This is a genomic window from Paraburkholderia sp. UYCP14C (assembly GCF_004197395.1).
In the GTDB taxonomy this organism is placed as follows: domain Bacteria; phylum Pseudomonadota; class Gammaproteobacteria; order Burkholderiales; family Burkholderiaceae; genus Paraburkholderia.
Window position 1 is genome coordinate 79,188 of record NZ_SELS01000013.1, and the last position, 20,310, is coordinate 99,497.

The 20,310-nt window shown below is 63.8% G+C and carries 18 protein-coding genes; 11 read left to right on the forward strand and 7 right to left on the reverse strand.

The window, feature by feature from the left end; genetic code table 11:
* Window positions 1–31 precede the first annotated feature (31 nt).
* Window positions 32–988 (forward strand): LysR family transcriptional regulator, encoded by a 957-nt coding sequence (locus EVC45_RS14500; RefSeq protein WP_211193419.1) that lies wholly within the window; start codon window positions 32–34, stop codon window positions 986–988.
* A 208-nt stretch (window positions 989–1,196) separates the two neighbouring features.
* Here the strand turns inward: EVC45_RS14500 and EVC45_RS14505 are convergent, their stop codons facing one another.
* Genes EVC45_RS14505 through EVC45_RS14510 form a run of 3 tightly spaced genes read right to left on the reverse strand, consistent with a single transcriptional unit; the run spans window position 1,197 to window position 2,964 of the window.
* On the reverse strand, window positions 1,197–2,105 hold the full coding sequence (locus EVC45_RS14505; RefSeq protein ID WP_129958665.1) for an HAD family phosphatase: 909 nt from the start codon (window positions 2,103–2,105) through the stop codon (window positions 1,197–1,199).
* A 58-nt stretch (window positions 2,106–2,163) separates the two neighbouring features.
* Window positions 2,164–2,292 carry a hypothetical protein gene (locus EVC45_RS47635; protein ID WP_306770776.1) on the reverse strand — a complete coding sequence of 43 codons (129 nt, stop codon included), beginning with the start codon at window positions 2,290–2,292 and terminating at the stop codon, window positions 2,164–2,166.
* A 9-nt stretch (window positions 2,293–2,301) separates the two neighbouring features.
* Window positions 2,302–2,964 carry a hypothetical protein gene (locus EVC45_RS14510; RefSeq protein WP_129958666.1) on the reverse strand — a complete coding sequence of 221 codons (663 nt, stop codon included), beginning with the start codon at window positions 2,962–2,964 and terminating at the stop codon, window positions 2,302–2,304.
* A gap of 573 nt (window positions 2,965–3,537) precedes the next feature.
* Here EVC45_RS14510 and EVC45_RS14515 point away from each other — a divergent pair.
* Together EVC45_RS14515 and EVC45_RS14520 are read left to right on the forward strand one after the other, a co-directional pair.
* Window positions 3,538–4,122 (forward strand): recombinase family protein, encoded by a 585-nt coding sequence (locus EVC45_RS14515; protein ID WP_168991481.1) that lies wholly within the window; start codon window positions 3,538–3,540, stop codon window positions 4,120–4,122.
* A 257-nt stretch (window positions 4,123–4,379) separates the two neighbouring features.
* Window positions 4,380–4,637, forward strand: coding sequence for a hypothetical protein (locus EVC45_RS14520; protein ID WP_129958667.1), 258 nt, complete (start codon window positions 4,380–4,382; stop codon window positions 4,635–4,637).
* Between the two features lie 273 nt (window positions 4,638–4,910).
* Here EVC45_RS14520 and EVC45_RS14525 read toward each other — a convergent pair whose 3' ends face one another.
* Window positions 4,911–8,996 (reverse strand): CheR family methyltransferase, encoded by a 4,086-nt coding sequence (locus EVC45_RS14525; RefSeq protein ID WP_129958668.1) that lies wholly within the window; start codon window positions 8,994–8,996, stop codon window positions 4,911–4,913.
* 105 nt (window positions 8,997–9,101) lie between these two features.
* Window positions 9,102–10,091 (reverse strand): chemotaxis protein CheB, encoded by a 990-nt coding sequence (locus EVC45_RS14530; protein WP_129958669.1) that lies wholly within the window; start codon window positions 10,089–10,091, stop codon window positions 9,102–9,104.
* Window positions 10,092–10,437: 346 nt separating this feature from the next.
* Here EVC45_RS14530 and EVC45_RS14535 point away from each other — a divergent pair, with 346 nt between their 5' ends.
* The 4 genes from EVC45_RS14535 to EVC45_RS14550 all read left to right on the forward strand — a co-directional run bounded on the left by EVC45_RS14535 (window position 10,438) and on the right by EVC45_RS14550 (window position 13,931).
* The gene (locus EVC45_RS14535) at window positions 10,438–10,710 is read left to right on the forward strand and encodes a DUF6723 family protein (protein WP_129958670.1); all 273 of its coding nucleotides are present in this window, start codon (window positions 10,438–10,440) and stop codon (window positions 10,708–10,710) included.
* A gap of 453 nt (window positions 10,711–11,163) precedes the next feature.
* A complete protein-coding gene (locus EVC45_RS14540) occupies window positions 11,164–11,454 on the forward strand; it encodes a DUF2934 domain-containing protein (protein ID WP_129958671.1) in 291 nt (96 codons plus the stop codon).
* Window positions 11,455–11,685: 231 nt separating this feature from the next.
* Window positions 11,686–12,429 (forward strand): protein-L-isoaspartate(D-aspartate) O-methyltransferase, encoded by a 744-nt coding sequence (locus EVC45_RS14545; protein WP_248295134.1) that lies wholly within the window; start codon window positions 11,686–11,688, stop codon window positions 12,427–12,429.
* A gap of 197 nt (window positions 12,430–12,626) precedes the next feature.
* A complete protein-coding gene (locus tag EVC45_RS14550; protein WP_129958672.1) occupies window positions 12,627–13,931 on the forward strand; it encodes a sodium:proton antiporter in 1,305 nt (434 codons plus the stop codon).
* A gap of 57 nt (window positions 13,932–13,988) precedes the next feature.
* Here the strand turns inward: EVC45_RS14550 and EVC45_RS14555 are convergent, their stop codons facing one another.
* Together EVC45_RS14555 and EVC45_RS14560 are read right to left on the reverse strand one after the other, a co-directional pair.
* A complete protein-coding gene (locus tag EVC45_RS14555; RefSeq protein ID WP_129958673.1) occupies window positions 13,989–14,870 on the reverse strand; it encodes a LysR family transcriptional regulator in 882 nt (293 codons plus the stop codon).
* 107 nt (window positions 14,871–14,977) lie between these two features.
* Entirely contained in the window at window positions 14,978–15,748 is a 771-nt protein-coding gene (locus EVC45_RS14560; RefSeq protein ID WP_129958674.1) for an ABC transporter substrate-binding protein, read from the reverse strand.
* A 221-nt stretch (window positions 15,749–15,969) separates the two neighbouring features.
* Here EVC45_RS14560 and EVC45_RS14565 point away from each other — a divergent pair, with 221 nt between their 5' ends.
* From EVC45_RS14565 to EVC45_RS14580, 4 genes are read left to right on the forward strand one after another with little or no spacing between them, the layout of a single operon-like run.
* A complete protein-coding gene (locus EVC45_RS14565) occupies window positions 15,970–16,188 on the forward strand; it encodes a DUF3311 domain-containing protein (RefSeq protein ID WP_129958675.1) in 219 nt (72 codons plus the stop codon).
* Window positions 16,185–17,663 (forward strand): sodium:solute symporter, encoded by a 1,479-nt coding sequence (locus EVC45_RS14570; RefSeq protein WP_129958676.1) that lies wholly within the window; start codon window positions 16,185–16,187, stop codon window positions 17,661–17,663. Before EVC45_RS14565 ends, EVC45_RS14570 begins: the two co-directional genes overlap by 4 nt.
* Before the next feature lie 5 nt (window positions 17,664–17,668).
* Window positions 17,669–18,862, forward strand: coding sequence for an amidohydrolase family protein (locus EVC45_RS14575; protein WP_129958753.1), 1,194 nt, complete (start codon window positions 17,669–17,671; stop codon window positions 18,860–18,862).
* Window positions 18,859–20,310, forward strand: coding sequence for an amidohydrolase family protein (locus EVC45_RS14580; protein ID WP_129958677.1), 1,452 nt, complete (start codon window positions 18,859–18,861; stop codon window positions 20,308–20,310). The genes EVC45_RS14575 and EVC45_RS14580 overlap by 4 nt, the downstream gene beginning before the upstream one ends.

The window sequence follows — 20,310 nt, forward strand, 5'->3', positions numbered from 1 at the left end:
CGATGATAGAATTTTCCATGTATGAATAAAAATGGTTTTATTTCATACATGGATCAATTTTGTTCATGGAGAGTGTGGCATGTTGGAGCGCAGTCACCTGATGGTCGTGCGTGAGGTAGAGCGTCTAGGGTCACTTACCGCAGCCGCGGGTACGCTCAACCTCACGCAATCGGCTCTAAGCCACGCGGTGAAAAAGCTGGAACAGCACCTGGGCACGCCTGTATGGACGCGCGAGGGCCGGTCGATGCGGCTCACGCAGGCGGGGCAGTATCTGCTTGGACTGGCGGATCGTATGCTGCCGCAGTTCGAGCTTGCCGAACAACGGATCAAGCAGTACGCGCAAGGCGAGCGCGGAACGCTGCGCATCGGGATGGAATGCCACCCGTGCTATCAGTGGCTGCTTAAAGTGGTCTCGCCGTATCTCGCGCAATGGCCTGACGTCGATGTCGACGTGAAGCAGCGCTTCCAGTTCGGCGGCATTGGCGCGCTGATCGGCTACGAAATCGACGTGCTCGTCACGCCCGATCCGCTGAAGAGGCCCGAGTTGCGCTTCCAGCCGGTGTTCGACTACGAACAGGTGCTGGTCGTCGCCGATGGGCATGCGCTGGCGCACGAACCGTTCGTCATGCCCGAACAGCTCGCGAGCGAAGTGCTGATCACCTATCCCGTGGAAACCGACCGGCTCGACATCTACACGCAATTTCTGACGCCGGCCAATGTCGTGCCACGGCGCCACAAGGTGATCGAGACGACCGACATCATGCTGCAGATGGTCGCGAGCGGTCGGGGCGTTGCGGCGCTGCCGCGCTGGCTCGCTGAAGAGTACGCGGACTGGATGCCGCTCATTCCGCTGCAACTCGGCAAGAAGGGCATCGCCAAGCAGATTTTTCTGGGTACCCGCAAGGCCGATGACGAGATCGAATATCTGGCGGCATTCGTGAAGGCGGCGCGTGAGCCGGAATGGACCGCGGCGAAGTTGCGTCGATAGTGTTGCCGCTGGCGCTAAATGCCCCGCGAATAAGTCTGCATGTGGTTTGCCCGACCGATCGTGAGGCGCTGGAAGACCTCGCTTTGGGGCGACCGAGGGGCCGTGTCATCGACGCTGCGCTGGTGGATTGTGAGCACACGCGCGATGTGGCAGTGCAACTCCCGAGCGTCCCGGACGGATCTCGCTATGGGTGATGCCGCGGGTTGGATCAGGCAAATACGACCTTCCAGTCGCCCTTCATGCTAACGACCGTAATGTCGTATTCGTCCGCCTTGTCGAGTGCCTCCGAAAGCGGACTCAGCTTGAACTCGCGGTCGTAAGCAAACTCGCGCTCGTCGTCGTCGTGATGCAGAAGCAGCGCGAGGCGCGGCCCCGCGCCCGCCTTCGTGTAGCGCATCATCGGCAGGTCACCGTCCGAATTGCCGAATGCCAGAAGAGGACGTCGGCCGATGTGCAGGCCAATGTTGGCCGGCTTTGCTTCGCGATCGTCGAAGCTGTTGAGCTCGCCGACTTTCACGAGGTGCGGTCGTGCGTCTTTGATCTCGAAGCGCAGCTTCATGCTCGATCCGATCACCTGCTCGCGGGCGATCCCGTAGGCCTCCTCGGCAAACGCGCGCATCATATCGACACCGCCGCCCGAGACGATGTAAGTCTTGAAACCGTTATCGCGCAAGTACCCGAGCATCTCCACCTGCGGCCTGTACGTACACTGCGTGAAGAGGCGGCCGAATTTCGGATGCCGGGCGGACGCAAACCAGGAACGCGCAATCGCGTCAAATTCGTCCTCGCTCATCCCGGCGTGCGTAGCCGCGAACAGCTCCATGGCGGCCTGCTTGCCCAGCCTGAGCAGCGTTGCGAAATCCTGTTCGAGGAGTGCTTTGAAGGGCAGGCGCTCCTTCACCGTCGGATCCTTCGCCACAAGCTCCTTCACGCGGTCGATCAGGAAGAAGATCTGCACCTGGATGGGCTGCTCGCACCACAGCGTACCGTCGTTGTCGAACACCGCGATACGCTCGGCCGGCGGGACGTGTTGCACGCCGCCGTCCTTCGTCACACGCGTGACGAAGTCGAGGATCGCCGACTTCGCCATGCCGTCGTTCCAGCTTTCGAGTGCCATTGGTTCGCCCCTCCTCGATTCGCCAATCTTCCGGAGCGCGTCGTCGACGCGAACCTATTCAGCTTCTGGATGGTTGGAACTTCCGGAACGTCTCGACGAACTTCGCCATCCTGAATTGCGCTGCATCGGCGATGTACGTGTCGTGGTTTCTGGCCAGGCCGGGCCCGAACAACAGCGTCATCGCCATGACGTAGCCTCAGGCCTCCAACTCCCAACTCCTGAGCTTCTTTCGAGCGGTGCCCAGGTTCCCGAGGTGATAAACCGCCACCCCGGACGGTGAGAACGTGAACGCCTCGAACCTCTCGTCAAGCAGTTTCTTCAGGTAATCCTGTGAGGCGATGCCAATGCTGACGTGCGGATTGAACTTTCCGCCAGTCTGATTGGGCACGTAGCCCGCCACGTAGTCGATGGTCGGCTGGTTGATCTCAGGGTCCTCGTTCGTGGTGACGAACGCCGCTGCGGCCCCCGTATTCTCGGTGAACGGGGCGACGGCGCCGATCAGTTTCTGTTGAAAATCGACGAGATCTTTGCTTGGCTCGATAACGATCCCGGCGAGCCCGATCTCCTTCCAGGGCAAATAGTAGTACCTGTACGCCCTCAGCTTCCAGGTGGCCGGCTTCTGCGCAGCCAGGACCTTGCCCACGGCCTCGTAGACCTCATCGAGGGCCGCTGTCCTGACATACCGCTGCAAGCAGCTGACGTGCGGTTGATGGGTCTCGTCCAGCGCGAAGCCGTCGGGAAAGCTCTTGCGCAGTCGCGCGTTGGCGATCTCCGCGTTCTTCAGCATGGTTGCGTCAGGTTCGAGCAAGATGTCGATGGCCGTGACCAGGTTTGCTTTCGGGTCCGAAGGTTGATTCATGATGTCCTCCTGATTGAAGACATTCTTGCGATTCGCGTCGTCTGACCATCGCCCGGCCACAACCCTGGCTTGGCGAACGACTCGGCCGACCCGGGCCAGAAGCCCTGCAGGATAAGCTTGACGTTTTGTTCCGACTCGACGTCGCCAGGAAACGCAATTGTACGCTTTGACTCCAATTCATCCAATTCAGTCGGGACTGCCAGAGATGCGCGACTACGAGATGCGAATGCCTGAAAAGCAGCCTGTGACTGAACTACCAATGCCGGGATCAAATGTTCGCGAAGATCCAATACCGCGGCCGTTACATGCCGTGCGTCGATCGCCCCGGCAATGACAGTTCAATCGCGCCAATACCGCCGCCAACGGTATTGGGCGTTCAGCGTGATTGATACACTTTGAAAATTCCTCCACCGGGTTGTTTGCAACGCCGGCAGAAGTGTCATAGCCGGGCGCCTGCATGCTCGAGCCGCGACGCTCGCGCGCGGCGGCGCGGACTCGGGAACGCTGGTTGCGGTTTAATCAGTCCTGGTGAAATGGCGCCATGGATGGCGGATCGTGACGACAAGAGGTGACGTGGAAAAGCTACACATCTATCTGTTCGGCGCGCACGACGCGGTCGGGCACGAGCAGGCGCTGATCGGGCTCGATAAGGCTGGCTACATGGTCACGCTCGCGCGAGTCGTGGTCGAGGATCTGCCAACCTACGTGCAGGGGCGCGATCGTCCCGAGTTGCAGAGTCTGATCCGACGAATGGAGCCGCGTGACACGCTCGCCGTGCTCGAGCTGGCCGCGCTCGGCTGCAATGCGCGCGATATCCTCGCCACCGTGATGCAGTGCCGCAAGGCCGGCGTGGCGCTGCGTTGCGTCGAAATCGGCCATAGCGATCTGGCCGGCCGTCCCGAGCCCTCGGCGGTGAAGGCGCTGCGCGCGCTGGTGCGGCTCGACGCGGCGTGCCGCAGCCTGCGCAGCCGCGATAGTCTCGCGGCTGTTCGCGCGAGCGGCAAGCACACGGGCAGGCCGCCGTCGCTGTCCGAGCAGCAGCGTCAACGCGTGCTGCAATCGCTCGGCAGAGGGCAGTCGGTCAGCGAGGTCGCGCGGCGCTTCGGCACATCGCGCCAGACCGTGATGCGCATTCGAGCGGACGTGCCCCGCGCGTAGAAATTGCCTGTCCCTTTCATTCTGCGGATCGTTTTTGCCGCATCCCTGCCTGCGAAGTCCGAAGCGTCGCGTTTCGCCCCAGCCGCTGCCAACTCCCTTCTGGCAGCAGTGCACATATGCCTGTCCGTAACGCCGGCGTTATGGACAGCGCATACGTGCTTTGTTTTGAAAGTTCACCCGTCTAATCTCAACGTAAACAAACAACATTAATCTCTGAGATCCGTACCCGAGGCGCGGCGCCATGCCGTGAGTGAGCCATGAACGTGAAACGTCTGACTGTTTATGCAAGCCCGGGATCACTGCGAGTCGTCGCAGTCTGGAAAAGCCTGATCGAACATCGTGCGCAAGTGTGCGGCTGGTCCGCTCACATGAACACCACGGGCGGACGCGAGTCTTTGAGCGTCGACCTGGTCGATTGCCCGGCGGACCGCCTCGCGATCATTTCGGCCGCGTTGAGCGCTGGACCGATGACCGTGCTGACGAGCGACGCCGAGTCGACGATCCGTCCGTCCTGAATGTGCAAAGACCGGTGCGAGTCAGGATCGCAGCCGAATCCCATCGTGAATGCCTGAGCTTTACCGTATGCCATAGCCCGCAAGCCCTTCGCGGCATGGCTTTTGAGCGGCCCCCGTGGCTGCTCTCCGGGCGGCCTTTATGGCCGCTTCTTTTTGCGCTTCGCGAGATTCGCACGGCCGTCCACTCGCACGGTATGTCACGCTGTTCGGAGCGGCGAGCGCGGCCGTCGGCAGGCAACGGCTAGACGCGTTGTACTGCGCCGAGCCGCTCACTCAACCGCGCAGCCGCGCGAAAATGCTCAGCAGGTCTTCGAGAACCACCGGCTTTTTCAGGTGCGCGTCGAAACCCGCTTCTTCGGCCGCCGTGACGTCCGCCTGCTGGCCGAAGCCGCTGACCGCGATACAGATCACGGACTTCATCGCCGGCATGCCGCGCAGCTTGCCGATGAACTCCATGCCGTCCATTCCGGGCATGCCGATGTCGGACAGGATGATATCCGGCGCGTTGCCGTCGATGATCGTCAGCGCCTCCTCGCCGCTCGTCGCGGTCCGCACTTCGGCGCCCTCGGTTTCCAGCAGCAGCTTGAAGGTTTCGACGGTCGCGGCGTCGTCGTCGACCATCAGGACGCGTGTGCCTTTCAGCGACCCGGCAGTGACCATCGATCCCTCCCCGCTCGCACGCGCGGCGAGCCGGTGGGTGGGCAGCGTCACGGTGAACGTCGCGCCGCGGCCGACGCCGTCCGACTCCGCGCGCACCGCGCCGCCGTGCAGGTTGACCAGGTCGCGCACGAGCGCGAGGCCGATGCCGAGGCCACCGCGGCGCGAGCCGGGGTCGCGGCTCTGCTGGAACATGTCGAAGATATGCGGCAGCAGCGACGCCTCGATGCCGGTGCCGGTATCGGCGACGCGCAGCACCGCCTCGGCGTGATCGTTGACCTGCAACGACACCTCGATCGAACCGCGCTGCGTGAACTTCAGCGCGTTGCTGATCAGATTCCACACGATCTGCTCGATCCGCGTGAGGTCCGCGTGAATGATCACGGGTGTATCGGTCATCTCGACGCTAAGCGTGATGCCGCGCTGCGCGGCATCCTCCTGAACGGCGCTGCATACGCGCCGCACGATTTCGCGCATGTCGACCACCGTGCGCACGACCGACAGCTTGCCGGTGCGCACTCGCGAAATGTCGAGCAGATCGTCGATGATCTGCGCCTGGCCGATCACGGTGCGGCGGATCGTATCGGTTGCGCGCGACACGTTCAGGTTCTGCCGCGTTTCCGGTGCGCGGGCGATCAGTTCCGCGCTCGCCGAAATCAGGTTCAGCGGGTGCTTGAGCTCGTGCGACACCACCGCGAGGAACTCGTCGCGGCGGCGCTGCGCCTCGCGCTCGCTGGCCGCGCGCAGCGTTTCGACGTGGGTGCCGCGCCCGGAGGTCGGGTCGGGGGCGAACTCGCCGAGATCGCGCGTGATTTTCGCAAAGCCGCAAGTGCCCGGTTCGTCGAGACGGGACAGCACGCCGCTCGCAAAAAAGCGCGTACCGTCCTTGCGCAGATGCCAGCACTCCTCTTCGGCGCGGCCGTTCAGACGCGCCTCGGCGAACTCGCGTTGAGCGACGTTGGCAGCACGGTCTTCCTCGGTGTACAGGATGTCGGCCGACTGACCGATCATTTCGGCTTCCGAATAGCCGAAAATCCGTTCAGCGGCTGCATTCCAGCTATTGATCACGCCGCTGTCGTCGAACGTGATGATCGCGTAGTCACGCGTGCTTTCCGCGACGATGCGCATGCGCCGCTCGCCGTCGCGCAGCCGGTCTTCCGCCTGACGCCGCCCGGTGATGTCGATGAACGACAGCACCGCGCCGTCGATGCGGTCTTCGGTCGTGCGGTACGGCACGAAGCGCGCGAGATACCAGCGACCGTCGCTGCTCTTCAGCTCGCGCTCGATCAGGCGCAGCGAGTCGAACGCTTCGGCCGCGTCGTCGGCGAGCTTGTCGTATTCGAGGCGGTGCGTGATGTCGAGCAGCGAGCGGCCGATGTCCGACGGAATGATGCTGAACACGTCGGTTGCGCGCGGCGTATAGCGCTTAATGCAGATGTTGCGGTCGACAAAGATCGTGCCGATGTCGTTCGCGGCGATCAGGTTGTGCAGGTCGTCGTTGATCTTGCCGGTTTCCTCGACCTTCGACTTCAGCTCCGCGTTGACCGTGGTCAGCTCCTCGTTGATCGATTGCAGCTCTTCCTTGCTGGTTTCGAGTTCCTCGGTCGCCGAGCGCAGTTCCTCGTTGATCGCCTGCAATTCCTCGTTCGACGCCTTCAGCTCTTCGGTGGAGGTTTCCGACTGCTCGATGGTCGACTGCAACTGCTCCTTCGTGCGTTGCAGCTCGCGTTCGAGCTGGCTGATGATCGGGTCTTTCTGCACATCGGTCGGCGCCGTTTCGGCGTTGCCCATGCTGTCCTCGACCTCGTCGAACAGCACCAGCACGAAGTCGGCATTGGCTTCCGGATCGTGCACCGGCCGCGCGGTCATGTTGACGAAGTACGAACGGCCGTCGCGCTCGATGCGCACGCGCCGCGCTTCGACGCTGCGGTTCGTGTGCAAGGCCTGATAGATCGCGGTGCGCAGCTCGAGCCGCAGTTCCGGACGCACGACGGCCACGATGTTATGCGACGGCTCGCCGCCCGAATACTGCAGGAAACGCCCGGCGCGATCGGACAGATGAACGATTTCGGATTCCCGGCTCACCAGCACGCTGGGCGGCGCATATTGCTCGACGAGCCGCTGATGCAGATCGCCGAACGAAAAGCGCCGGCGCCCCGGCGGCTGCACCGTTGTGACGACCGGGCGCGAGCTCATCGTGCCCGAAATAGCGATCGGCACCGGCGTGTCGCCGCGCACCGCCATGTTCGCGCGATAGATGCGGTTGCGTTTGTCTACCACCGTGAACATGGAACTCACGCTGTCGGCCGATTCCGAGCTGCCGAGGAACAGTATGCCGCCCGGCCGCAACGCGAAGTGGAACATCCTCAGGATTTCGATCTGCGCCTCGCGATCCAGGTAGATCAGCAGATTGCGGCAGCAGATCATGTCGAGCCGCGAGAACGGCGGGTCACTCAACACGTTGTGGTGCGCGAACAGCATGTGTTCGCGCAGTTCCTTCTTGATGCGGAAATGCGCGGCATCTTTCGTGAAGAACTGGCGGATGCGCGCCGGCGTCACGTCGGCGGAGATCGAGTCCGGGTACAGACCGGTGCGCGCGAACGAAATGGCGCGCTCGTCGATGTCGGTTGCGAATACCTGGAACGACACGCCCTCGGGCGACTTAAGCGAGCGTTCCTGCAGCAGCATCGCCAGCGAATACGCTTCCTCGCCGGTCGCGCAGCCGACCGACCACACGCGAATGCGGTCCTGTTCGCCGCGATTTTCGAAGATCGGCGGCAACACTTCGCGCTCGAGCACGTCGAACGCTTCCTTGTCGCGGAAGAAATTCGTCACGCTGATCAGCATGTCCTGCAGCAGCGCCTGGGTTTCGTCCGGATGCAGATGCAGATAGTCGCGATACGCCTGCAGGTCGGTAATGCCGTTGACCTGCAGCCGGCGTTCGATGCGGCGCAGAACGGTCGCCCGTTTGTAGTGGCGGAAGTCGTGCGCGGTACGGGTGCGCAGGATCACCATGATCTCGCGCAGCGCGCGCTCGGCCGCCTCGTTGACCGTTTGTTCCTCGGGCTCGTCGGGCTGTACCGCCGGCAGATGGATTTCGCGTGCGGTGGACCACAGGTCCAGCAGCCGTTGCGGCATTTCGGCCGCGGTCATCACGAAGTCGGCCATGCCGGTCGCAATCGCGCTGCGCGGCATGCTGTCGTATTCGGCCTCAGCAGGGTCCTGCACGAGCGTGACGCCGCCCATTTCCTTGATGCGCGCGAGCCCGACCGAGCCGTCGGAGCCCGCGCCCGACATCACGATGCCGATCGCGCGTTCGCGGTGCGCCTCGGCGAGCGTGCGGAAGAACAGATCGATGCTCGCGCGGCGTCCTTCCGCGGGCGGCTTCTGCGTGACGCGCAGGTAGCCGTCGACCATGATCATCTCGTACGAGGGCGCGACCAGATAGACGTGGTCCGGTTCGATCGGCGTGGGGCTCGTGACCTGCATCACGGGCATGCTGGTGACTTTCTGCAGCAGCGAAGCGAGGTTGCTTTCGTGATCTGGGGACAGGTGAACGACCACAACGAAGGCCATCGACGTATGCGCGGGCAGCGCCTCGAAGAATTCCGTCAGCGCGTTAAGCCCTCCCGCCGATGCGCCGATACCGACGATCGGATAGAGTGCCTGGCTAGGCAGAGTCTGCCCTCGCTTTTTCGACATTGCTGCGTGTCCCTTCATGGAAAAGGATAGTGTTCAGCGGTGAATTTTTATAGGGCGCCGAGCCCATTTCGTGCTGGCTCGGCTCGCTATTATCCCGCATCGCACTCACTTTTCCAGCAGCATCGACTGCAAGACTTCGGCCGCGTGGGCCGCCCGCCGGGCGTTGTCCTCCTCGCGAAGCTGCGCGGCGGTGTCTCCTGTCGTCGCGAAATGCTCGCCGAGCTCGCGGCTGAACATTTCGCGCTCGCGTAACGCCCGCAGCGCGTTGCGCAGCGAGTCCTCCGCATCGATCATGCGACCGTCGTCGAGCGACGCGGCCGAGTACGCATGACCGGTATGGCAGCGGTAGCGCATCACGCGCGAGCCGGTGACGCGCCACAGCGCTCCGTTGCACTCGGGGCACGTGAAGGTCGACGGCGTCGCCAGTCCCTTGATCGCACCAAACGGCGCGGTGCCGGATAGCCACGCGCGCTGCTCCAGGACGACGCGATCGGTAGCCTCGCGCCGTGCGGTGTCGGCATCTGCCGGTGCGCTGGGGGTGTCGCCGGTCAGATTGACCAGACATTGCCCCAGTCGATCGAGCGGCAACACGTGGTCGGCGAACGGCGAAGCATGCCGCGGCATCTCGCTCGCGAACGCGTCGTCGGGGTCCTGTACCACCGTCGTGCCCCCGCATGTCTGGATCGCCTCCAAGCCCGCGGCGCCGTCGTCGAGCAGGCCCGTCAGGATCACGCCGATTGCGCGCGGCCCCATCTGCGCGGCCGCGCTGCGAAAGAGTGGGTCGATCGCCGGGCGCGCGAAATTCTCCTTTGGGCTGTGCAGTAGCCGCAATTGCCCATCGTCTACCACGAGGTGCCGATCGGGCGGCGCCACGTAAATTCTGCCGGGTGCGTAATGTTCGCCATCCTTGGCGTGGGTGGCCCGTAGTGGGCCGGCCTGGTTCAGAAGCATGGGCAGCATGCTGCCGTGCGCACCGATGTGCAGCACGATGGCGATGCTAGCGGGCATATCGGCGGGAAGTTGGGAGGCAAGCGAACGCAGCGCATCGACCCCTCCCGACGACGTGCCGATTACGATGAAGTCGGGGTGGGTCAAGGGAACTCCGGGACGTGACAGCAGGACATGAAAGTGGAACTTTTATGTCAGTCAAAATAATGAGCAAGCGGCATGCCAGCACGGCGTTTTGCTGTGGGGTCGCATGTGAAAACGTTTCTGGTTCGACGTCGGTTTTCAGCTTCCGCGTCACGAGCGGCGCGGTCGGCGGTCATATCTGGTGAGACCTTGAATTTTCGCGCCGCCGTCGCGCGGAGTCGCGCCTGGCGTCGCTGGGACAGTCATGTTCATAAGTCGATGCTTACGGACGAAACCATCCTTTGACTCGTCCATTAACATCGATTTGAGGAGGGCACAACAGGATCGCCTGTCTCAGGCAGGGAGAGCCATGGCACGGAGAAAGCTGAAACTGACGCACTACCCGGCGGCAGCGGTCGCCTCGCGCGACGACTTTTCGATCTACGTCACCGCGCGACGCAGCGCCGATGGACGCTTCTATGCCGATCTGCTGGTGAGCCGTAAAGCGGATGGCCGCCGTCTGTTCCCGTTCGATGGCGCGCCCCAAGTCGGCCCGTTCAACAGCATCGAGGAGGCGCGACTCGCCGCCGAAGAATACGGTGCGCGGATCGTCGCGGCCGACCTTTCCTGTCCCGAGGCGTGAGCGCGTGGTGGGCGTGGCGCTCAGCAGTCCGGCTGTGATGGCGACGACACCGCGCCGTCGGCATGCGCCGCTATATCGCCTGGAGACAGCATCTCCATCAGAGGCTTGAGCCGGTTCATGACCGGCACACGGCTGCGCCTTTGCCACACCATCCGCACGCGGCTTCGCACCGTGGATGCCGCGCTTCACTTCACTTCACTCGCTGGGACCAGCCTATGGCGGGACTTGCACCCGCAGGCTTGATGGCTGCCCCTGTCCCGATTGACGTCGTCCTCTTCTGCGTTTTCGAAGCACCCATCCCAGCGGCGTGCTGATTTGGTCAGCAGGTCGAATGGTGTAGTGCCGTCGAACCGACGCGCCGCGCGGAACATCGATTGCTTGCCTGTCGCTCGCCGTCATTCGGACCCGGCGCGCGTGGCGCCGTGCCGCGGCATCGCTCACGGAGAAACGCATATGGACCAGGAACTCGAAGCCCGCATCCGCACGCGGGCATACCAGATCTGGGAAAACGATCCGTCGCCGGAAGGGAGAGCCGACGACCATTGGGAAGAGGCGCGCCGGCAGATCGAGGCGGAAGGCGCGGTGAACGGCGCGGTGAACGGCGCTGCCGCTCCGCAGGAGCCGACGGACCAGTCCGCGGAGCGCGAGCATGGCTCGCGCATCGCGCCCGAAGAGCAACTGCAGGAAATGTCAGGCGATGACATCGAAACGTCGAAGCGCGCCAAACGTCCGCGTGCCGGATAAGCCGACGAAGCCCGCTTTGCCCGACGGCGAGCAAACGCTCTCTTGAAGCGCGCAGCAAACGTGGATCCGCGCTCGCGAACGGCATGCGCGCGGCAACGAAGACGGCTCATGAAGGGGCTACGTGAGGGTTGTGTTGAAGAGGTAGCGCGCGCTTCACACTTCGCGCATCGCCACCAGTTCCTGCCGGCGGTATGCTCGTTGCTGAAGCGTGAAAGAGCAGCGGACTCGCGCGTGTCCCCGTCGGAATGCGTGGCGCGCGCAGCGCTGCGCATTCGCGGGGAGGCGGCGATGGGCGATTTCGACGAGGCGCGCGCAGGGATGGTCGAGCGGCAGATCGTGCAGCGCGGCGTGCTCGACGACTACGTGATCGAGGCGATGCGACGCGTGCCGCGCGAAGCATTCGTGCCGTCCGATCTGCGCGAATTCGCGTATGACGATACGCCGCTGCCGATCGGCGGCGAGCAGACGATCTCGCAGCCCTACATCGTCGCGAAGATGCTCGCGGCCGCCGAGTTGCAGCCCGGCGATCGCGTGCTCGACATCGGCACGGGCTCCGGCTATGCGGCCGCGCTCGCCGCGGAGATCGCGGGCCGGGTGGATTCGATCGAACGCGACGCGAGTCTCGCCGAGAGCGCGCGCGAGCGCTTGCAGCGGCTCGGCTACGAGAACGTCGAGGTGCATGTCGGCGACGGCACCGTGGGTTTTGCCGCGCACGCACCCTATGACGCGATCATCGCGGCGGCGGGCGGCCCGCACGTGCCGCAGGCGCTGCGCGCGCAGCTCGCGATCGGCGGCCGGCTCGTGATACCGGTCGGCAGCAGCCGCCACCATCAGCGGCTCGTGAAGATCGTACGGCGCGGCGAACACGACTACGACGAACATGGGTTGGCTGAAGTGCGCTTCGTGCCGCTCGTCGGCGACGACGGCTGGCCCGAGCCGGAGTGGGCGCCGCACCCGGACCCGCGGCCTGCATGAGGTGTCACCGGCACGCATCGGCGTCAGGCGTGGAACGCGGCTTGCAACGGAACGGACAGTGCGTATCCCGCTTGTCCGGACCGAGGAGGTCGCTGATGAACCAGCTTGTCCAGCGCCGTGCCGGCGCCGCGCGCCGCGCGCGTTAGCGGCGGCGCGGTTGCGCTGCCGCTAGTGCGGCTCATGCTCGCCATCCCGCCATGAGAGACGAACCGGTCTGGTTCCTGCTGATCGGCGCGCTGCTCACCTTCATGGCCGTCGCGCGCGGGCCGATTCGCCGCTTGCCGCTGACGGGCGCGATGATCTATCTGCTGGTCGGCGTGGCGCTCGGACCGGGCGTGTCGGGGCTCGTCGGTGTCGATCTGCTCGACAATGCCGCGTTGCTCGCGACGCTCGCCGAAGTCGGGCTCGTCGTGTCGCTGTTCGCGATCGGCATGCATCTGCGCGTGCGGCCGCGCAATCCGCTGTGGTTGTTGCCGCTGCGACTCGGCGGCCCCGCGATGCTCGTCACCGTCGCACTGATGTTCGGCTTCACCGCGCTCGTGACCGGACGCGCCGACGGCGCGGCGTTGTTCCTCGCGGCCGCGCTGGCGCCGACCGACCCGGTGCTCGCCAACGAACTGCGCGTGACGCAAGCCGGCGACGACGAACCCGTGCGCTTCGCGCTGTCGGGCGAAGGCGGTCTGAACGACGGCGCTGCCTATCCGTTTGCCGTGTTGGGTTTGTCGTTGGTCGGCGTGAAGCTGTTCGGCTCGGGCAGCGGCGTGCATTTCGTCGGCTCGGTGCTGTGGGGGATCGTGAGCGCGCTCGTGATCGGCGTCGTATTCGCGATTCTGTTCGCGCGGACGATCTTTTTTCTGCGCACCCGCTACGGCGAGGCGATCGGTCTCGACGGCTTTCTTGCGCTGGGGCTGATGTCGACATCGTATGGTGCGGCGCTGTGGCTGCACGCCTATGCGTTCGTCGCGGTGTTCGTCGCGGGCGTCGCGCTGCGTCATGAGGAATTGCGCGCCACGGGCGACAAGCATCCCGCGGAGGTGCTCGACGAGGTGCAGCACGGCGATCAGCTCGACGTCGCCAAAGACCCGGAAAAGGCGCACGCGGTCCTCGCCGAATCGATGATGGGCTTTACGCTCGAAATGGAGCGGATTGCGGAGATGTCGCTGATGCTGATCATCGGCTGCGTCGTGTCCGCGCATTGGCGCGAGATGCTCGACCTGCGCGCCGCGTTGTCCGTGGTGTTCCTGTTTTTCGTCGCGCGGCCGCTGTCCGTGGTGGTTTCGATGTTCGGTGCGCGCATCGACCACGCTCAGCGCTATCTGATGGCATGGATGGGCATTCGCGGTGTCGGCGCGTTCTACTACCTGATGTTCGGCGTCGAATACGCGCGTGGCGCGATGGCACCGTTGCTGCCGACGGTGCTCGACGCGATCGTCTTGTCGGTGCTGCTGCATGGCTCGACCGCGAACTATCTGTTGCGGCGGTATTTCGGACGGCGTCGCTGAATGACGCGACCGGGCATTCGCAACAGGCGGATCATTCGCACCGGCATTCTCGGCGGGTCAGCGACGCGGCGGCCCAAACATCCTGGAAAGCGCGCGCGCCAGTTCCTTCACGACCGGATCGGCGGTCGGACGATGCAGGAGTGCGATATCCATCGATTCGATCGAGGGCAGGCGACTCTTCGACGTCAGGACGACGTGCTCGGCAGTGACGGCGCGCGCCGGCAGAAGGCTGATGCCGAGCCCGTCGGCGACAGCGGCCTGGATGCCGCTCAGACTCGAACTGATAAAACTGATGCGCCAACGGCGTCCGATGGCTTCGATCGCGTTGATCATGTCGTCCCGGTACAAACCTCGCGGCGGAAACGCGACGAGCGGAATCGGATCGAGCTGGATAGAAGGGTTTTTCGCGCTGTCGATCCATCTCATTTGCTCGGGCCACGTCGCGACGGCTTCGCGGCTGTTGCGCCGCTGTTTGACGAGGACCAGGTCGAGATCTCCGCGGTCATAGCTACTGGCAAGATCGCGGCTCAAGCCACTGGTCACTTCGAGCTTGACGAGCGGCTGCTTGCGATTGAACGTCGCGAGTACATGGGTGGTCGGTCCGCCGACGAAATCCTCCGGGACACCGAGACGCACGGTCAAGCCCACGGTTGCGCCCGACAGCGCTTCGAGCATCTCGTCGTTGAGCGCGAGCATGCGCCGCGCGTATCCGAGCAGCGTTTCTCCCGCATCGGTCGGACGCACGTCCCGGCTGCCACGATCGAGCAGCTTGTGTCCAGCCATCTCCTCCAGCCGCCGGATTTTCTGGCTCACGGTGGACTGAGTCGAATGGAGCCGCGCGGACGCCGCTGTGAATGTGCCGCAATCGGCGACCATCACGATCGCTTTGAGCAGATCCAGATCGAACAACGGTCTACGCGGTTTTGCACTGTTTGCCATGGCGTCATTCGATGCGTGAATGGATTGCCGACTTGTATCACGCACCGTACGGGCTGGCAATCGTGCCGTCTGCCAGCCGGATGATTCCACTCGGCCGGCCGCTGTCCTCAGTTATAAACGTCGAACGCGAAGTACTTGCGGGAAATGCGCTGGTAGGTGCCGTCCTGAATCAGCTCGGCCAGTGCCTTGTTGATCTGCTGGCGCAGTTCGTTGTCTTCCTTGCGAACGCCGATGGCGGCACCGACGCCCAGCGTTTTCGGATCACTCAGTGCAGCGCCGGCGAACGCGTAGTCGCGGCCGCTGGCGGTCTTCAGAAAGCCAAGTTCCGCCTGCACCGACGATTGCAGCGCGGCATCGATGCGGCCAGCCAGCAGATCCTGATAGACGAGATCTTGAGTCTGATAGGTCCGCAGAATGACGCCTTTCGGTTCCCAGTAGGTGCGGGCGTACGTTTCCTGCGTCGAGCCCTGCTCCACGCCGACGGTCTTGCCCTTCAATGATTCGGCGGTGGGCAGAATGCCCGAGCCTGTTCTTGCGACCAGCCGTGGCAGCACATTGTCGATCTTGTCGGTGAAGGCGATCTGTTCTTCACGCTTGACGGTGACGCTCATCGACGACAACACGCCGTCGAATTTCCTCGCTTTCAGCGCCGGAATCATTCCGTCGAAAGAGTTTTCGATCCACACACATTTGACCTTCAGCCTTTCACAGATCGCATTGCCGAGGTCGATGTCGAAGCCCACCAGTTTGCCGTCCGGCGCGAGGGACTCGAACGGCGCATAGCTGGGATCGACTCCGAAGCGAATGGCCTTCAGATCGCTGGCATGTCCAGCTCCGGCCACGAGGGCGAGGGTTACCGCAAGCACTGCTTTCTTCATGACGTCTCCATCCATGTTTGTGATATGTCGCGCCAAGCGTAAGCTCGTCTGCCGTCATGAGGAAATGAAATATTCGACTGGTAATCAGTGGGAAATGAAATGGCCAGCGGGGCATTCCTCAGCATTTATTTATCCACTGGTTCATATTCATACATTTAATTTTCGAATATACGGGAAGGTGAATATCATCGGACGGTGACATGCAATCAGCGAGTATCACCATGAAAATCCGCATTATTCTCGCCGCGCTGCCGTTCATCGGGCTCTTTTCCGGTGGCTCGCTGGCGGCGCACAAAACCTTTCTGTTCGGCATGCCTTTTCTGCTGGTGTGGAACCTGTTCTGGATGGGCGCGACAGCGGCCATTCTGGCGCTCATCTATCACCTCGACAGTCGCGACGCAGCCGCCGGCACGCGCCAAAGCGCGGGAGGCGGGCAATGAACCCGGCGCTGATCATCATCGTTCTGTTCGCGATCTTCGCACTCGCGGTGGGACTCAATGCGCGGCGCGGCAAGAAGCTCAGCCTGGAGCAATGGGCAATCGGCGGACGCGGCTTCGGTTCTCTGCTCACTTTCCTGCTGATGGCCGGCGAGGCCTTCTCGACTTTCACGTTCCTCGGCGCGAGCGGCTGGACCTATAGCAAGGGCGTGCCCGCTTTCTATATCCTGTCGTACGGCTGTCTCGCCTACGTGCTCGGTTACTGGATGCTGCCCGCCATCTGGCGCCACGCGAAGGAGCGCGGCCTCGTGTCGTTCGCCGACTATTTCGCTTCCAAATACGAAAGTCGCGCCGTGGGTGTGCTGGTGTCGCTGGTGGCCGTGCTGGCGATGGTCGCGCTGTTGATCATCCGATTGCGTGGGCTCGGCATCATCGTCTCGGAGATGTCGTATGGCCTGATTTCGCAGAATACGGCGATCTGGATCAGCGCGCTGCTGATGGTCGTGTACATGACGGTCTCGGGTATTCACGGCTCGGCGAGCATCGCGATCTTCAAGGATGCGCTGATTCTCGGTCTCGCGATCTTTCTCGGCACGTACTTGCCGCTGCATTACTTCGGCGGCGTCGGCGAGATGTTCGCGCGCATCGATGCCGTGCATCCGGAACTACTGCGCATGCCCGAACATGGGTTGAACCTGAGCTGGTACAACTCCACACTACTGCTGACGGCGCTCGGCTACTACCTGTATCCGCACGGCTTCACGGCGGTCTATGTGGCGCGCGACGCGTCGGCGCTGCGCAAGAACGTCGTGCTGATGCCGATCTATCAGGTGCTCATCGCGTTCCTGTTCCTCGTCGGATTCGCCGCCGTGCTCACCGTGCACGGCCTGGAGGGCGCGCAGACCGATCTCGCGTTGTTGCGGCTCGTGAAGCAGACGTTCCCGTCGTGGTTCGTCGGCATCGTCGGCGGGGCTGGGCTGCTCACGGCGCTGGTGCCGGGCTCGCTGATCATGCTCAACGCCTCGACGACGATCGCTCGCAACATCTATCGCGAAGGCTTTGCCCCACAGGCCAGCGACAGGGCCGTCGCGCGCGTGGCCCGTATCTCCTTGCCGCTGTTCACGCTGGTCGTCGTCTTCTTCGTATTGCGCGGCGGCACGACGTTCGTCGCGCTGGCGATCTTCTCGTCGAGCCTGCTCACTCAACTCGTGCCCATGCTCGCATCGAGTTTCCTGAAGCGTCCGTTCGGCACGCACGAGGCGGCGTTCGGCGGCATCGCGGCGGGCGGCGTCGTGCTCGGGCTGTCGAACTGGGCTGGCATGACGCTCGCGTCCGTATTCCCGAACGCGCCGCTCGCGCTCACGTCCATCAACATGGGACTCGTCGCTCTGTTCTCGAATGCGGTGGTCTTCGTAGCAATCAGCGCCGCGCAACGCTTGCTGCGTGCGCGTATCGATACTGCCGTGGAATCGGCATGACACACATGACTCGCAATCTCTATCTCTCCAATGTCCGGCTGGCCGATGCCGAGCCGGTTTCCGTAGCGGTCGTCGATGGCCGGATCGAAGCGCTCGGCGCGCACGTCGCCGCGCCAGCCGACGCCCATTTCGAAGACGGCGGCGGCGCGTTGCTGCTGCCGGGGTTCGTCGAAGGCCACACGCACATCGACAAGAGCAACTGGGGACGCCCGTGGTATCGCAACGAGGTCGGTCCGCTGCTCACCGATCGCATCAGCAACGAACGCGAGTGGCGCAAGACCTCCGGGCACGATGCGGCCGCGCAATCGCTCGCGCTGTCGCGCGCGTTCGTGCAGGCGGGCACCACGCGTCTGCGCACGCATGTCGATGTCGATACCGATGCGGGCCTGCGCTACCTCGAAGGCGTGTGCGCGACGCGAGAGGCGATGCGCGACGTGCTCGACATGCAGATCGTCGCGTTTCCGCAATCGGGCATGCTGGTTCGCCCCGGCACGGTCGAACTGCTCGGCAGCGCGCTCGCGCAAGGCGCCGACGTACTCGGCGCGCTCGATCCGGCGCTGATCGATGGAGACCCCGTCGCCTCGCTGAACGCGACCTTCGCGCTGGCGGAGCGCTATCGCAAGCCGATCGATATTCATCTGCACGAGCCCGGCGAGATCGGCGCGTTCACGCTGAAACTGCTGCTCGATCGGGTCGAAGCGATGAGCATGCAGGGACAGGTCGTCGTCAGTCACGGCTTTTGTCTGGGCGCGTTGCCGGAGCGCGAGCGCGATGTGCTGCTCGCCCGGATCGCCGATCTGCGGGTGGCGTTGTTGACGAGCGCGCCGCCTTCGCGCACGGTGCCGCCGCTCAAGACCTGTCGCGAGAAGGGCATCACGATGTTTTGCGGCAACGACGGGATTCGCGATACGTGGTCCCCGTACGGCGTCCCTGACATGCTCGAACGCGCAATGCTGATCGGCTTGCGCTACGACCTGCGGCGCGACGACGAGCTTCAGATCGCATTCGATTGCGTGAGCCACGCCGCTGCGCGCGGCTGCGGATTCGAACACTATGGCCTGCAGCCCGGCGCGCGCGCCGACCTCGTGCTGGTCAATGCGGAGTCCGTCGCGCATGCGGTCGTGGCAAGGCCGAAGCGCAAGCTGGTCGTGGCGAACGGGCGGATCGTCGCGCGCAACGGAGAACTCGTCGCATCATGAACGAATACGAAAATGTCGATGTACTGATCGCGCACGGCTCGGTGATCACGATGGATCCATCGCGCCGCGTCATCGACGATGGCGCGGTGGCCGTCAAGGGCGAGCGCATCGTTGCCGTCGGCGAAACGAACGAGTTGGCGCGGCGATATCGCGCGGCACGGGTGATCGATGCGCGCCGCAAGGCCGTACTGCCGGGTCTCATCGATGCCCACGCTCATGCCGGACACGCGATGCTGAAAACGATCGGCGGCGCGGACGGCGACGCATGGACGGCGGCGTGCGAGGCGATCTATACGCGCGCATCCGACGAGGCGTTCTGGGAAACCGAGTCACATCTCGCGGCGCTCGAGCGTCTGAAGGCGGGCGTGACAACGGGCGTGTCGCTGCTGGGCGGCGGAGATTCGATCATGCGTGTCGATGACGCCGTGTACGCGCGGCGTCACTGCGACGCCGTGGTCAGGACGGGCACGCGTTCGATCGTCGCGGTCGGATCGTCGCGTCCGCCCGCGCCTCGTGCCTATACACGGCACGCCGCAGGCGGCAGCGAGACGCGCGAGATTTCCTTCGATCGCATGTTCGAGGTATGCAGGGACATTGTCGATGCGTGTCACGGCGATGCCGATGGCCGCATCCGGATCGCGCTGACGCTACCCGTGTATGCGCCGGACCACTATCCGGACGTCGCGCGCTACGAACGCGACTTTCGCCGCGAGGCGGCGCGCTATGCGGCCTTCGCTCGCGAACGGGGCTTGGGTTTTACCCAGGATGGCCATCGCGCGGGCTCACTCGATTTCGCGCATCGCGAACTGGGACTGCTGAGCGCGCAGTCGTTCATGTCGCATGCCATCGATCTGACCCAGGCCGACATCGCGGCATGCGTCGAGACGGGCGCTTCGATCGTGCACAACCCGAGCGCGATCATGTCGATCATCGGACGCTGCCCGGTCCCGGAACTGATCGATGCGGGCGTGACGGTGGCGATCGGTTCCGACGGCGCGGCGCCCGACCGCGGTTACGACATGTTCCGGCACATGTGGCAATGCATGCACTACCATCGCCGGCACTTTCGCGATCCGGATGTTCTGCCGCACGGCAAGGTGCTCGAAATGGTGACGATCGATGCCGCGCGGGCATTGTCGCTCGATAGCGAACTGGGCTCGCTCGAAGCGGGCAAGCAGGCCGACATCATTCTGGTCGACCTGTTCAAGCCGCACCTGATGCCGATGCATATGCCTGTCTACCGCGTCACCTGCTTCGCCAATGCCGGCGACGTATGCATGACGATGGTCGGTGGAAAGATCCTGATGGAGGACTACCGGGTGCTGTCGGTCGATGAAGACGCGATACTCGAACGCGTCTCGGAGGTCGCGGAGCATACGTTCGAGCGCGCTGGTTTGCGTCATCTGCTCGATGCGCCGCCAACGCTCTGGGGGCGCAGCCACTATTGA